The organism is Stenotrophomonas sp. KH_052, assembly GCF_057838755.1.
The window spans coordinates 1,709,330-1,724,006 of sequence record NZ_CM174475.1 but is presented as its reverse complement, the minus strand read 5'-3'; the positions used below and the strand labels follow the sequence as shown (position 1 = coordinate 1,724,006).

Annotated in this window: 12 protein-coding genes and 1 tRNA gene; 1 reads left to right on the top strand and 12 read right to left on the bottom strand. The window is 65.7% G+C overall.

All coding sequences use genetic code 11. The annotated features are described in order from the left end of the window. Positions 1 to 74: 74 nt before the first annotated feature. On the top strand, positions 75 to 2,405 hold the full coding sequence (locus tag AC3ITW_RS08000; protein WP_489390211.1) for a TonB-dependent receptor: 2,331 nt from the start codon (positions 75 to 77) through the stop codon (positions 2,403 to 2,405). Positions 2,406 to 2,525: 120 nt separating this feature from the next. On the opposite strand, the gene AC3ITW_RS07995 is transcribed toward AC3ITW_RS08000, so the two are convergent. The 12 genes from AC3ITW_RS07995 to folP all read right to left on the bottom strand — a co-directional run bounded on the left by AC3ITW_RS07995 (position 2,526) and on the right by folP (position 14,366). Further along, a tRNA-Ser gene (locus AC3ITW_RS07995) sits at positions 2,526 to 2,618 on the bottom strand. A gap of 78 nt (positions 2,619 to 2,696) precedes the next feature. Beyond that, a complete protein-coding gene (csrA, locus tag AC3ITW_RS07990; protein WP_004152909.1) occupies positions 2,697 to 2,900 on the bottom strand; it encodes a carbon storage regulator CsrA in 204 nt (67 codons plus the stop codon). Between the two features lie 147 nt (positions 2,901 to 3,047). Beyond that, positions 3,048 to 5,696, bottom strand: coding sequence for an alanine--tRNA ligase (gene alaS / locus AC3ITW_RS07985; RefSeq protein ID WP_100434414.1), 2,649 nt, complete (start codon positions 5,694 to 5,696; stop codon positions 3,048 to 3,050). A gap of 109 nt (positions 5,697 to 5,805) precedes the next feature. Beyond that, positions 5,806 to 6,297: a recombination regulator RecX gene (gene recX, locus AC3ITW_RS07980; protein WP_485618423.1), complete on the bottom strand. Its 492-nt coding sequence runs from the start codon at positions 6,295 to 6,297 to the stop codon at positions 5,806 to 5,808. A gap of 110 nt (positions 6,298 to 6,407) precedes the next feature. After that, positions 6,408 to 7,445: a recombinase RecA gene (gene recA, locus AC3ITW_RS07975; protein WP_012510666.1), complete on the bottom strand. Its 1,038-nt coding sequence runs from the start codon at positions 7,443 to 7,445 to the stop codon at positions 6,408 to 6,410. Positions 7,446 to 7,649: 204 nt separating this feature from the next. Further along, positions 7,650 to 8,285 (bottom strand): transcriptional repressor LexA, encoded by a 636-nt coding sequence (lexA, locus tag AC3ITW_RS07970; RefSeq protein ID WP_100434413.1) that lies wholly within the window; start codon positions 8,283 to 8,285, stop codon positions 7,650 to 7,652. 219 nt (positions 8,286 to 8,504) lie between these two features. Next, entirely contained in the window at positions 8,505 to 10,187 is a 1,683-nt protein-coding gene (gene ubiB, locus AC3ITW_RS07965; protein WP_041864637.1) for a 2-polyprenylphenol 6-hydroxylase, read from the bottom strand. Between the two features lie 34 nt (positions 10,188 to 10,221). Beyond that, positions 10,222 to 10,716, bottom strand: a complete 495-nt coding sequence (locus AC3ITW_RS07960) for a CinA family protein (protein WP_100434777.1) — start codon at positions 10,714 to 10,716, stop codon at positions 10,222 to 10,224. A gap of 103 nt (positions 10,717 to 10,819) precedes the next feature. Then, entirely contained in the window at positions 10,820 to 12,130 is a 1,311-nt protein-coding gene (hflX, locus tag AC3ITW_RS07955) for a ribosome rescue GTPase HflX (protein WP_012510662.1), read from the bottom strand. Positions 12,131 to 12,144: 14 nt separating this feature from the next. Further along, entirely contained in the window at positions 12,145 to 12,420 is a 276-nt protein-coding gene (gene hfq / locus AC3ITW_RS07950; protein WP_004152891.1) for an RNA chaperone Hfq, read from the bottom strand. 96 nt (positions 12,421 to 12,516) lie between these two features. Further along, positions 12,517 to 13,470: a tRNA (adenosine(37)-N6)-dimethylallyltransferase MiaA gene (miaA, locus tag AC3ITW_RS07945; protein ID WP_012510661.1), complete on the bottom strand. Its 954-nt coding sequence runs from the start codon at positions 13,468 to 13,470 to the stop codon at positions 12,517 to 12,519. Next, positions 13,470 to 14,366 carry a dihydropteroate synthase gene (folP, locus tag AC3ITW_RS07940; protein ID WP_489390210.1) on the bottom strand — a complete coding sequence of 299 codons (897 nt, stop codon included), beginning with the start codon at positions 14,364 to 14,366 and terminating at the stop codon, positions 13,470 to 13,472. The genes miaA and folP overlap by 1 nt, the downstream gene beginning before the upstream one ends. Positions 14,367 to 14,677 lie beyond the last annotated feature (311 nt).

Sequence of the window (14,677 nt, the reverse complement as noted above, 5' to 3'; positions counted from 1 at the left end):
GCAAGGCCCGATCTGCCCTTGCCGATACAAATAGTTACGTTATAACATTTCACATCTTTTTCACGGAGCGTTCCATGCGTCGCCACCTGCTTGCTGCCGCCATTCTGTTCGTCGTTCACAACGCCCAGGCTGCGGACGAACCTACCCTTCCCACCCTCCAGGTGCAGGCCTCGCAGCCCTCCCGCATCGACAGCCGGGTCACCGTGGACAACCCGCAGGCGCAGAACCGCACCCTCGGCGGCCTGCTCGAACACGTCTCCGGTGTGCAGAGCAGCGCCTTCGGGCCGAATGCGGGCGCCCCGGTCATCCGCAGCCTCAGCGGCAACCGCGTGCAGATCCTGCAGGACGGCCAGTCCATCCTGGGCATGAACGCGATCAGCGGTGACATCAACATCCCGTTCGATCCGCTGTTCGTGCGAAGCGTCACCGTCAACAAGTCCTCCGACACCGTGCGCTATGGGGGCAATGCGATCGGCGGCAGCGTGGAGATCGACTCGGGCCTGATCTCGCGCAGCATGGAAGACAAGGATCAGTCGATGGAACTGGTCCTGCGCAAGGGCTTCAACGCGGCCGACGCGCAGGGCTTCCGCATGAACTTCAACAACCAGCGCAACATCTCCACCAATCTGCAGGTGTCGCGGCAGCGCATCTCGCACTACGACATCCCCGGCAACAGCAAGGCCAGCGCCTGCAACACCGGACTGTTCCCGGCCGGCGGGGGCGTCAACTCGGCGCTGGCCGACGCCTGCCAGAAAGAGGCGCGCGTCCAGCAGATCTACAACAAGGCCTCGCAACCCTACATCGACCAGTTCATGACCGAGAACCCGGACTGGGCCGATGGTGATTTCTCCTTCTACACCAACAATCCGACATCGGTCTGGCAGCGCCGTACCTACGTCAATCCGGTCAACCCGGCCTACGTTGCAGGCACGCCTTCATACGTGCAGAAGCAGATCAACAACGATGTCACCCCCGACTACCACCACCGGCTGGGCAACAGCTATGCACGCAATTCGCAGGTGGCCTTCGGTTCGACGCTGTTCTTCGACCGCGGCTACATCGGTGTCAGCATCGATGCAAAGGACAGCGAGTACGGCGTGCCGGGCTTTTCGATGCAGAACCTGTCGTTCGGCTCCAACTATGCCGACGGCCTGCCGGTGGGCGTGGTGATCAAGCAGCAGCGCTACGCACTGGAAGCCCTGCTGCGCGATCCGCTGCCCTACGTTGAACGCGCCGAGCTGCGGGTCTCGAAGCTGGACAACACCTCCGGTGAGCGGCTGGGCGCAAAGAAAGCCAACGACTACGACTTCGAGAGCACCCAGGCCGAGCTGCTGCTGAGCCACCAGCGGGTTGGCCCGCTCAGCGGCCAGCTCGGTTTCAGCCATCAGTCGCGTGATGTCACCGGCAGCGGCTCGCTGCGCTACCTGCCTGACGTCGACACCCGCAGTAACGCGGTGTTCCTGAAGGAAACGCTGGACTTCGGCTGGGCCAGCTTCGACGCAGGCGTGCGCCACGAACGCGTGGATCACGAGCTGCAGCCCAGCCGCTTCAAGACCGCGCGCAATGCTTCCAACACGAAACTGCAGGACCGCGACTACCGGCTCAACAGCTACAGCCTGGGTTCGTATGTCGAGCTGGGGCCGATGTTCGCGGCCAAGGTGCGTTACTCGTCTTCACAGCGTGCCCCGGAGATCAACGAGCTGTATGCCAGCAACGCGCACTACTCGGTGATGACCCAGGAAGAAGGCAACCAGAACCTGGAACCGGAACGCGCGAAGAACCTGGAGCTGACCGGCCTGTTCCATCTCGACGGTTTCAAACTGTCGGCAACCGCGTACCGGATGAAGTACGAGAATTATCTCTACCTCGGCTACTCCGGCCTGCAGACCGCCAACCGCCTGCCGCTGAAGTACTGGAAGCAGACCGACACCACGGTGAAGGGCTTCGAGATCGACGTGTCGCAGGCCGTGGACCTGGGCCGCTATGGTTCTTTGAACGTCTCCGCCTTCGCCGACCTGGTGAAGAACAAGGCCGACCATCCCGATTCGCTGCGCGCCCACAATGACGGCGAGTATCTGCCGAACATGCCGACCAACCGCTACGGCGCCAACCTGCAGTGGCAGCGCGAGGGCTGGAAGGCGCAGCTGTCCAGCACCTACTACGACACTCAGAAGTACCTCGGCCGCAATGTCAGCGAGGAAGTGCCACTGGATGCGTTCAACATGGTCGACCTGCAGGTCAGCCGCGAACTGCCGGTGCGCAACAGCTACATCGCCGGCATGGAGGTGTTCGTCAACGGCAGCAATCTGCTCAATGAAGAAGCACGTCCGCACAACTCGCCGTTGAAGTACATCGCACCGTTGCCCGGGCGTGGCTTCCAGGTGGGGGTGACGGTGAGGCTCTGAGCGGAGAATGGATCCGCCACCATCCACTGATCCATGATCGGTGGATGGTGCTTCAGGGATGAGTATTGGAGCAAAGAAAAACGCCTGCAGATCGAGGATCTGCAGGCGCTTCTTTGTATCTGGCGGAGTGAGAGGGATTCGAACCCTCGATAGAGCTTTTGACCCTATACTCCCTTAGCAGGGGAGCCCCTTCAGCCGCTCGGGCATCACTCCGGGGTTTTCTCCGCGTCTGGTGCGTTGCACCTCAGCGGGGCGTGAATCATAACGTTAATCGAGTGCGAAGGTAAAGCGTTATTCGGCAGAATTTTCACTGCCGGTGCCACCGGCTTCGTCACCACGCTGGATGCGCTGGTAGATCTCTTCGCGATGCACAGCGACGTCCTTCGGCGCAGTGATGCCGATACGCACCTGGTTACCCTTGACGCCAAGCACGGTGACGCTCACCGAGTCACCGATCATCAGGGTTTCGCCGACGCGGCGAGTCAGGATCAACATTTTTGTAAGTCTCCATGGAACCGTGTGGAAGGGTATCCCCCACCGGCTTGACGCTCCGTCAAGAAGCGCTACCACGACAAAGGGAAAAGATTCGCAATGGTACCGTCAGCCGTCCCGCTCCTACAAGGAGGGGGACGGCGCGGTTCATCACAGGCGGGGGCTGACCCATTCGACGACGGCAGCCAGCGCGGTGGCAAGGGCGGGCCCGTCCTCGCCACCACCCTGGGCGAGGTCCGGGCGTCCGCCGCCCTTGCCCCCGATCTGACCGGCGATATGGGACAACAGTTCCCCGGCCTTGACCTTGCCCATTGCGCTGCCGTTCACACCCGCGACCAGGGCGGCCTTGCCGTCCTGGGCACCGGCCAGCACGATCACCGCGTCGCCCAGCTGCTGCTTCAGGCGGTCCATGGCGTCACGCAGGGCCTTGGCGTCGAAGCCTTCCAGGCGCGCCGCCAGCACCTTCACACCGGCAACCTCGACGGCCTGGCCGGACAGGTCGGCGGTGGCGCCAGCGGCAACCTTGGCCTTCACGGACTCCAGCTCGCGTTCCAGCTGCTTCTGGCGCTGGCCAAGGGCGCGGATCTTCTCGACCACGTCGGCAGCGCTGCCGCCGAGCAGGTCGGCGGCCTCGGCCAGGCGGGCCTCTTCGGCATCCACGTAGTCCAGGGCACCCTGGCCGGTAACGGCCTCGATGCGGCGCACGCCAGCGGAGACGCCGCCCTCGGAGGTGATCTTGAACAGGCCGATGTCGCCGGTACGGTTGACGTGGGTACCGCCGCACAGCTCGGTGGAGTAGTCACCCATCTTCAGCACGCGCACGTGCTCACCGTACTTCTCGCCGAACAGGGCCATCGCGCCGAAGTCCAGCGCTTCCTGCATGCCCATGTTGTGCACTTCGGCAGCGTTGTTGGCACGCACCTGCTGGTTGACCTTGCGCTCGATCACGGCCAGCTCTTCCGCGCTGATCGGCTGGAAGTGCGAGAAGTCGAAGCGCAGGCGATCCGGCGCCACCAGCGAGCCCTTCTGCTGCACGTGGGTACCCAGCACTTCGCGCAGGGCGGCATGCAGCAGGTGGGTGGCGGAGTGGTTGAGGATGGTGGCGCCACGGCGCTCGCCATCGACCTGGCCGGACAGCACGTCACCAACCTTCAGGCCGCCTTCGGACAGGATGCCGACGTGGCCATGGAACTGGCCGGCGAACTTCTGGGTGTCGTCCACCGCCAGGCGCACGCCGTTGCCGGTCAGCACGCCGGTGTCACCGACCTGGCCGCCGGACTCGGCGTAGAACGGGGTCTGGTTGGTGATCACGATGACCGCATCACCGGCATTGGCCGACTGCACCGGACGGCCGTCCTTGAGCACGGCCAGCACGGTCAGGTCATCGGCCTGCAGGCGGTCGTAGCCGAGGAAGCGGGTCGGGCTGAGGGTCGCCACCAGCTCGGCCGGCAGGGTCACGCCACCGCCGAACTTGCCGGCCGCGCGCGCGGTTTCGCGCTGCTGCTCCATCGCCGCATCGAAGCCGGCGATGTCGACGGTCAGGTCGCGCTCGCGGGCGATGTCCTGGGTCAGGTCGAGCGGGAAGCCATAGGTGTCGTACAGGCGGAACGCATCAACGCCGGGAATCACGCCATCGCTGGCCTTGCCGGCAACGTCTTCGAAGATCTTCATGCCGGCGTCGAGGGTTTCAGCGAAACGCTCTTCTTCGGCCTGCAGCGCACGGGTGACGGTATCGACCGCCGCCGGCAGTTCCGGATAGGCCTCGCCCATCTGCTCGACCAAAGTCGGCACCAGCTTGCTGAAGAACGGCTGGCGCACACCCAGCATCCAGCCGTGGCGCAGGGCGCGGCGGATGATACGGCGCAGCACGTAGCCGCGGCCTTCGTTGGACGGCAGCACGCCGTCGACGATCAGGAACGAGCAGGCACGGATGTGATCGGCGATCACCCGCAGCGACTTGTTCTCCAGATCGGCGGTGCCGGTCAGTTCGGACGCCTTGCGGATCAGCGCCTGGAACAGGTCGATCTCGTAATTGGTGTGCACGTGCTGCAGGATCGCCGCCAGGCGCTCCAGGCCCATGCCGGTATCCACGCACGGTGCCGGCAGCGGCACCAGGGTGCCGTCGGGCTGGCGATCGAACTGCATGAACACCAGGTTCCAGATTTCGATGAAGCGGTCGCCGTCTTCATCCGGGGAACCCGGGGGGCCACCGGCGATGTGGTCGCCGTGGTCGTAGAAGATCTCGGTGCACGGGCCGCACGGGCCGGTATCGGCCATCTGCCAGAAATTGTCCGAGGCGAACGGCGCACCCTTGTTGTCACCGATGCGCACGATGCGCTCCTCGGGGATGCCGACCATGTCGCGCCACAGCGCATACGCTTCGTCGTCGGTCTGGTAGACGGTGACCAGCAGGCGTTCGGCCGGCAGTTTCCAGACCTGGGTCAGCAGCTCCCATGCCCAGGCGATCGCGTCCTTCTTGAAGTAGTCGCCGAAGGACCAGTTGCCCAGCATTTCGAAGAAAGTATGGTGACGTGCGGTGTAGCCGACCTGGTCAAGGTCGTTGTGCTTGCCGCCGGCGCGCAGGCAGCGCTGGACGTCGGCCGCGCGCACGTAGCTGCGCTTCTCCGCGCCAAGGAACACGTCCTTGAACTGCACCATGCCGGAATTGGTGAACAGCAGGGTCGGATCATTGCCCGGCACCAGCGGCGCCGACGGCACGATGGTGTGGCCTTTGCCCTTGAAGAATTCAAGGAAGTCGCTGCGGATCTGGGAAGTCGTGAATTTGGCGGATGCGTTCATTGGGGGCTGGCAGTCGGCGGGCCGGCGGACCCGGACCACCGGCCGCAATGGCCAGGGTCGCGCGGGACCGCCGAAAACCTAAAGGGTATCAGGCCCGGCGCCGCCAGTCTCAGTCATCCGGCTCGTAGCGGGTCGCGCGGCGGATACTGTCACCGTCGAAGCCCCGTCGGGCCAGCAGGTCCGCAGCCTTGCGACGCTGCGCCAGGTCCTGCGGGCCGGTTTCGCCGAAGCGGCGGCGGACCAGGTCGCGGGCGTTCTCCTGCCAGTCGCCTTCATAGCTGTCCATTGCCGCGGCGATCGCCTCGCTGTCCAGGCCATGGGTGCCGAGCTCGGCGCGCACGTGGATCGGCCCGTAGCCGGTATTGGCACGCATCCGCACCAGGTTCTCGGCAAAGCGGGTGTCATCCTGCCAGCCCGCCTCGGTCAGCTTGGCAACAGCGGCCTGCGCGGCCTCATCCTCGATGCCACGGGCGGTCAGCTTGCGGGTCAGCTCTTTGCGCGAGTGTTCGCGGCGGACCAGCAGGCCCAGCGCCCGTTGTACCGGGGTCTGCTCACGCGGCCGGCGCTTGCGGCCGGTGGGAATGTCTTCGGCGTCGGACATCGGTGCTCCAGGGGTGGCGCCATCCGTGGCGCCCTGCCCGTCCATGGGCGATTCGAACCTGCGGAGCAGGGCGACGTCACTGACGGCGCCACCCTGCCCCACAGCAAGCCTTATTCGTCGTCGCCTTCGTCATCGCCTTCTTCGCGGGCAGCTTCAGACGGCTGGAACTTCTCGCGCAGCTCGGCTTCGAGCTTGGCGGCGACGGTCGGGTTGTCGCGCAGGTAGCCACGGGCATTGTCCTTGCCCTGGCCGATACGCTCTTCGCCGTAGCTGTACCAGGCGCCGGCCTTCTCGACCAGCTTGGCATCCACGCCCATGTCGATCAGTTCGCCTTCGCGGCTGATGCCTTCGCCGTACAGGATCTCGGTGATGACCTGCTTGAACGGCGGCGCCAGCTTGTTCTTGACGACCTTGATCTTGGTCTGGTTGCCGATGATCTCGTCGCCCTTCTTGATCGCGCCGATACGACGGATATCCAGGCGCACCGAGGCATAGAACTTCAGCGCGTTGCCGCCAGTGGTCACTTCCGGGCTCTGGCCCGGCATCATCACGCCGATCTTCATGCGCAGCTGGTTGATGAAGACCACCAGGGTGTTGGAGCGCTTGATGTTGCCGGTCAGCTTGCGCAGCGCCTGGCTCATCAGGCGGGCCTGCAGACCCGGCAGCTGGTCGCCCATCTCGCCTTCGATTTCGGCCTTCGGGGTCAGCGCGGCAACCGAGTCGACCACCAGGATGTCCACCGAGCCCGAACGGACCAGCATGTCGGCGATTTCCAGCGCCTGCTCGCCGGTGTCCGGCTGCGACAGCAGCAGGTCGTCCACGTTGACGCCCAGCTTGGCGGCGTAGATCGGATCCAGCGCATGCTCGGCGTCGATGAAGGCTGCGGTGCCGCCCAGCTTCTGGCACTCGGCGATGGCCTGCAGGGTCAAGGTGGTCTTGCCCGACGACTCCGGACCATAGATCTCAACGACACGGCCCTTCGGCAGACCACCAATGCCGAGCGCGATGTCGAGCATCAGCGAACCGGTCGGGATGGCTTCGACGGGTTCGACCACACGGTCGCCCATGCGCATCACCGAGCCCTTGCCGAACTGCTTTTCGATCTGGCCCAGAGCTGCAGCGAGGGCGCGCTTCTTGTTCTCGTCCATCGGATTGGTCCTTGCAGAGGTCGTGTCGTTGGAGGTGCTGTCTTTGGGGGTCTTCTTTGCCATGGGCTCACTTTAAGTCGGACGTATCGCACAGGCTGAGATTCTGCCCGGCGCTCTGAAAAGAATTATCGGACATCCGTACCAACCTCAGTGGAACCAGAGAATCGCCACAAAAGACCGCGGGGTAATGCGCTATGGAACAGGTCAACGGTTGGGCCGCAGCAGGCCGCAATAGAGGCCTTCGATCGAGAAGTCCTGGTCCGGCAGCACCTCGATCGGCTTGTAGTCGGGGTTGCGTGGCAGCAGGCGGATACGGTCCTTGGCGATCTTCAGCAGCTTGACGGTGATCTCGTCATCGATGCGGGCCACTACGATCTGCCCGGAATGGGCGTCGCGGGTGCGATGCACGCCGATCAGGTCACCGTCGAAGATGCCCTCGTCGATCATCGAATCGCCCTGCACCTTGAGCAGGTAATCCGGCGCCGGCGAGAAGAACACCCGGTCCAGCACCACGAAATCATCCGAGCCGATGTCCGCACCGATCGGCAGGCCAGCTGCGACCCGGCCGAGCACCGGCAGGCGCAGGACGTTGTCGGGCAGGCCCGGCCCGGCCAGCTTCTCCAGTGGTGGCGCCTGCACCAGGCGGATGCCACGGGCCTGGCCCGGAATGCGACGGATCGCACCGGCCTGCTCCAGGGCTTCCAGGTGGTACTGGGCCGCGCGGACGCCCTTGAAGCCGAATGCACGCGCGATTTCAGTCTGCGACGGCGGTGCGCCTTCGCTCTCGATACGCTCGGCGATCAACTGCAGGATCGCCTGCTGGGTGTCGGTCAGGTCCATGATTAGTAGTATTACTACTAACTGGCGGGACTGCAAGTGCCGTGGGCGACACGGCGGCATCTGTGGTGCCGAGCCATGCTCGGCGATCGTCGCCGGGATTGGCCCGGCTGGCAGAGGCAGAGGCAAAGGCGAGAGCAAAAGCAGCCGACCAGCGGTCGGCTCTACAGGAATCGCTGGGCGATTCCGCGGTTCCCGTTGGGAACCGCTGCGGCAAGCACACTATGTGTGCTTGCCGCTTCTCCAGATCGAAAACAGGATCCAGACGCCGCAGAAGCCGGCGCCGATGAAGCCGCACACGCCCAGCGCCAGCAGCCAGCGGCTGGAGACGCCACCTACACTGTGCATCACGATGGATGAGCCGATGATCAGAGCGGCGGTAACGATGCCCATCACCAGCCGGTTGGCGGCGCGGTTGACCTGTTCGCCGAAGCCCTGCAACGCCGTGGTTTCCACCTTCAGCTGCAGGCGCCCACGGCGCGCGGCCTGGACCAGCTTGCGCAGGTCGCGCGGCAGTTCACCGGCGAAATCGACCAGGCCCAGCAGGCTGCGCCGGCCACGCTTGAGCAGCGCCTTGGGCGCATAACGCTGCAGCACCACCCGCTCCAGGAACGGGCGCGCGGCGCTGGCCATGTCGAAATCCGGGTCCAACTGCCGGCCCATGCCTTCCAGGGTCAGGAACGCCTTGATCATCAGCGCCAGATCGGCCGGCAGGGTCAGGCTGTAGCTGCGCAGCAACTGGGTGATGTCGCCCAGCATCAGGCCGATGCGCAGGTCCTTCAACGGCACGCCCCGGTACTGGTCGACGAACTGGCTGATGTCGTGCTGCAGCCGGTTTTCGTCCACTTCCACGCCGCCGGCCCAGTCCAGCAGCACGTCGGCCACGCCCTGCGGGTCCTGCTCGACCAGCCCGTGCAGCAGCTGCGCGACCTGGAAACGACGCACTTCCGACAGCGCACCGACCATGCCGAAATCGATCACGCCGATGCGGCCGTCGCGCAGGTAGATGATGTTTCCCGGATGCGGATCGGCGTGGAAGCTGCCGTCCTCCAACACCATCTTCAGCACGATGTCAGCACCACGCCGCGCCAGTTCGCGCCGATCCAGCCCCGCCGCATCGACGCCGGCCAGGTCGCGGCCGGGAATGCCATCAACGAAGTCCTGCACGTTCAGGCTTTCACAGGTCCACTGCCAGTGCACGCTGGGGATCAGGATGTCGTCGCGTCCTTTGAAGTTGCGCGCGATGCGTTCGGCGTTGCGGCACTCGGCGGCGAAATCCAGCTCGCGGCGCAATGAAACGGTGAACTGCTGCACGACCTCGGCCGGACGATAGCGGCGCAGGTCCGGCAGGCGGGCTTCAACGATCTCGGCAAGGCGGGCAAGCAGACGCAGATCGGCCTCGACCACATCGCGGATGCCGGGGCGACGCACCTTCAGCACCACCTCCCGGCCGTCCTGCAGTCGCGCGCGATGGGCTTGCGCCAGCGAAGCCGCAGCCATGGGCGTTTCATCAAGGAAGGCGAACACCTCCTGCGGCGACGCACCGAGGTCGGACTCGAGCTGCTCGCGGATTTCCGCGTACGGCAACGCCGGCACTGCGTTCTGCAGTTCGGACAGCTCGGCGATCCATTCCGGCGGCAGCAGGTCGACGCGCGTCGCCAGCACCTGGCCAAGCTTGACGAAGGTCGGGCCGAGATCCTGCATTGCGCTGCGCACGCGCACCGGTGCGGTCATCCGCAGCAGTTCCTGGCGCTCTTCGTTCCAGTGCAGCAGGCGCCCTGCCCGTTCCAGCACCGTGGCCAGGCCGATGCGCCGCACCACGTCGCCGAAGCCATAGCGGATCAGGACGACGGCGATTTCCTGCAGTCGGCCCAGGTCACGGACCGTGCCCAGCGTTTCCCACATCATGCGTGCTCCGGACGATTACCGGAGCAGCATGTCACAGCTGGGCGTCGATACCGCGCAATGCCGCGGCCACGGTTTGCCGGCGGATGGCTTCGCGGTCGCCATCGAGCTGGAACAATTCGGCGCGGGCGTAACCACCACGGCGCTTCCAGCCGATCCAGACGCTGCCGACCGGCTTGTCAGGGCTGCCGCCACCAGGGCCAGCGATACCGGTCACCGCCACGGCAATGCCGGCGCCAGAGTTGACCAGCGCACCGGACACCATCTCCAGCACGGTTTCGCGGCTGACCGCACCAAACTGCTCCAGCGTCTGCGCGCGCACGCCAAGCAGGCGCTGCTTGGCCTCGTAGCTGTAGACCACCATGCCGCAGTCGAAGAACGCCGAGGAACCGGCGATGTCGGTCATGCACTTGGCGATCCAGCCGCCACTGCAGCTTTCAGCGGTCACCAGCTGCAGCGAGGCCTGCTGCAGGCGCTGCCCGAGCGCGGCGGACTGGGCATTGAGTTCAGCGTCGGTGGGAATGGACATCGGCATGACGGTGGGGTGAAGAACCTGCACGTTGTACCGCAGATGACAGCCGGATGTCGCGGGCCACCGCAATGACAGCAGCCGGGCCTGGCCCGGCGCTACCTCACCACTCCGGCAGTTTCTCCGGCAGCAGCGCCCTGATCGGCGCGCCGTCGACACTGGCGGCCAGCTTTTCGGCTTCGGCGATCGGCAGGTCGACCTGCAGCAGCCAGCCGTCTTCATCGGCCTGCTCGCTGCGAATCACTTCCAGCTGGTGCAGGCGCGCACGCAGGCGGCCGGCATCCGGCGGCAGGCGCAGCTCACCGGTCACGTGCTGCAGGCCCAGGCGCTTGCCCAGCACGCTCTGCAGCAGCTCCAGGCCCTGCCCATCGCGTGCGGAAATCCACACCCGCTCGCGGCGCGACTCGTCCGGGATACCGTCCTGGCCATCGTGGCGGACGTCGGCGCCCTCGATCCGGTCGATCTTGTTGAACACCAGCAACTGCGGCAGGTCACCGGCACCGACTGCGGTCAGCACCTCGTCCACCTGGGCGATGCGCTCCTCGCGGTGCGGATCGGCGGCGTCAACCACGTGCAGCAGGAAGTCGGCCTCGCGCGCCTCGGACAAGGTCGAGCGGAACGCGGCGACCAGGTCATGCGGCAGGTCGCGGACGAAGCCGACGGTGTCGGCCAGCACCACGTTGCCGCCCGGCACCGCGATGCGGCGCACGGTCGGGTCCAGCGTGGCAAACAGCTGGTCGGCGGCATAAGCCTCGGCGCCGGTCATGGCGTTGAACAGCGTCGACTTGCCGGCGTTGGTGTAGCCCACCAGGGCCACGCGCGGCAGCTCGCTGCGCACGCGCGCACGGCGCATCTGGGTGCGCTGCACCTCGACCTTTTCCAGCCGCTTCTGCAGCTGCTCGACCCGCTTCTGCAACAGGCGGCGGTCGGTTTCCAGCTGGGTTTCACCCGGACCACGCAGGCCGATCGAACCGCCGCGCTGGCGCTCCAGATGGGTCCAGCCGCGCACCAGCCGCGTGGCCAGGTGACGCAGCTGCGCCAGCTCGACCTGCAGCTTGCCTTCGTGGCTGTGCGCACGCTGGGCGAAGATGTCCAGGATCAGGCCGGTACGGTCGATCACCCGGCGCTCGAGGAAGCGTTCCAGGTTGCGCTCCTGGCCCGGGCTCAACGCATGGTTGACCAGGATCAGGTCGGCACCGCTGGCATCGGCCGCAGCCTTGATCTCGTCCAGCTTGCCGCTGCCGATCAGGGTCGACGGATTCGGACGATCCAGGCGCGCGGTGATCGTCGCGGCGATGCTGGCCCCAGCCGAGCGGGCCAGATCACCGAATTCTTCCAGCACATCGTCTTCCAGCTTGCCGAAATGGGGCTGGATCAACAGGGCGTGTTCGCCCTTCTTCGAGCGGTCAAACATTCACCGCTCCGGTATTACTCGTCTGCTTCATCACCTGCCTGACCACCTTCACCCGACTGCACGTAACCACCGCCCGGACCGACCTTCACGTTGCGTGCTGGAACGACCGTGGAAATGGCGTGCTTGTAGACCATCTGACTGACCGTGTTGCGCAGCAGGACCACGAACTGGTCGAACGACTCGATCGTGCCCTGCAGCTTGATGCCGTTCACCAGGTACACCGAAACCGGCACGCGTTCGCGCCGCAGTGCGTTCAAGAAAGGATCCTGCAGCGATTGCCCCTTGGACATTGCACACTCCTGATTATTGTTCTTATTGGGTTGCCGACGATTGCCACGGCCCCCGAGCCGCCCGCCGACCGATGATGTTACACGGCTGGCGGGGGTTCAGCGTGCGACGAAGGTCGACACCGCGCCGGCCAGGCGCTCTTGGTCGATATGGGGGTCGAACCAGCGCGCATCAAGCTCGCCGCGCAGCCAGGTCAGCTGGCGCTTGGCCAGCTGGCGCGTGGCGAAGATCGCCTTGTCACGGAAGCGGGCGGCATCGCCCTCCCCGTCCAGGTACTCCCAGGCCTGCCGATAGCCGACCGCGCGCACCGCCGGCAGGTCCAGTGGCGCCTCCACGGCGGCCATTTCCGGCATCGCGCGCAATGCCCGCACCTCATCCAGAAAGCCCTGCGCCAGCATGGCGTCGAAGCGCGCCTCGATACGCTGGTGCAGCACCGCGCGATCATGCGGCGCCAGGATCAGCTTGAGGGTGCGCACCGGCAACGGCGCTACGCCCGGCCGACGCTGCCATTCAGTGATGGGCGTGCCGGTCAGGCGATAGACCTCCAGTGCGCGCTGGATACGTTGCGGGTCGGTCGCGTGGATACGCGTAGCGGCGGCGGGGTCGATCTGTGCCAGTTCAGCATGCAGCGCCGCCCAACCACGTTCGGCGGCTTCGGCAGCCAGTGCCGCACGCATGGCCGGGTCGGCTTCGGGCATCGGCGAGAGGCCCTGCAGCAGGGCGCGGAAATAAAGGCCCGTGCCACCGGCCAGGATCGGCATTTTGCCGCGCGCCACGATGTCGACCACGACGCGACTGGCATCGGCCGCGAACTCGGCCGCCGAATAGGTCTGCCAGGGATCGCGCAGGTCCAGCAGGTGGTGGGGTGCCTGTGCGCGCTCAGCCGCGTCGGGCTTGGCCGAGCCGATGTCCAGGTGGCGATAGACCAGTGCCGAATCGACGCTCACGATCTCGCCATCCAGCTGCCGGGCCAGGGCGATCGCAGTCGCGGTCTTGCCACTGGCGGTCGGTCCCATCACGGCGATCGCCAGCGGCCGCTGGTCGATCCCCATCAGTCTTCGTCCGGCCAGCGGATCGTCGGCGTGGCGTCGGCGCGCGGCGTCGGTACGGCCTGCACTGCCTGCCAGATCTTCAGTGCGTCGACCGTGGCGGCCACGTCATGCACGCGCACGATGCGCGCGCCACGCTGGACCGCAATCAGGTGCGCGGCTACCGACGCCGCCACCCGTTCGGAGGGCGTATCGCGGCCGGTGAGTTCTCCCAGGCTGCGCTTGCGGGACAGGCCAGCCAGCATCGGCACACCCAGTTCCAGGAAGCGCTCCGAACGCGCCAGCAGGGTCATGTTGTGGACAGTGGTCTTGCCGAAGCCGAAACCGAGGTCGATCAGCAGGTTCTTCTTTGCGATGCCGGCCATTTCCGCGGCGAACAGGCGCTGCACCAGGAAGCCATGCACCTCGCCGACCACGTCGTCGTAGTGCGGATCGGCCTGCATGTGGCCCGGCTCGCCCTGCATGTGCATCAGCACCACCGGCACGCCTGCCTCGGCAGCCGCGTCCAACGCACCTTCCTGGCGCAGGCCAAAGATGTCGTTGATCATGCCGGCGCCGGCCGCCACTGCCGCCCGCATCACGTCGGGTTTGAAGGTGTCGATGCTGATCGGCACCTGGGTTCGGGCGGCCAACTGCTCGATCACCGGGATCACGCGGCGCAGTTCTTCTTCAATCGAGACCGGCGCGGCGCCCGGGCGCGTGGATTCGCCGCCGATGTCGAGCAGGTCAGCGCCCTCCTCGACCAGCCTCAGGCCATGCGAGACCGCCGCTTCGGTGGTGTCGTGCGCGCCGCCATCGGAGAACGAGTCCGGGGTGACGTTGACGATGCCCATGACCCGGGCACGGTCGAGGCGCAGGATGCGGCCGGCGCAATCGAGCTGGGGCGAGGTATCGAACATGGGCAATCCTGCAGGGACAACGGCGGGTAGTTTAGTTCGGCAGGGCGGCGCCCTGCACCCGCAGAGGCAACGGCCACAGCAAGAGCCCAAGCAACAGCAGAAGCTGGTTTCCTGAGGGTAGCCGGGGTGGGTCCGGTTGCGGGAGACGCCGTAAACCCATCCATGGGGGCTTGGCCGCGGCATCCGTGCCGCGGACACTCCCGCAACCGGACCCACCCCGCCTTCGACAGATTTCTGCGATCTTTCGGAGCAGCTCTTGGCGTCAGATCCGTTTTCCTGCGGAAAACGGATCTGACCCCATTCTTGTACAT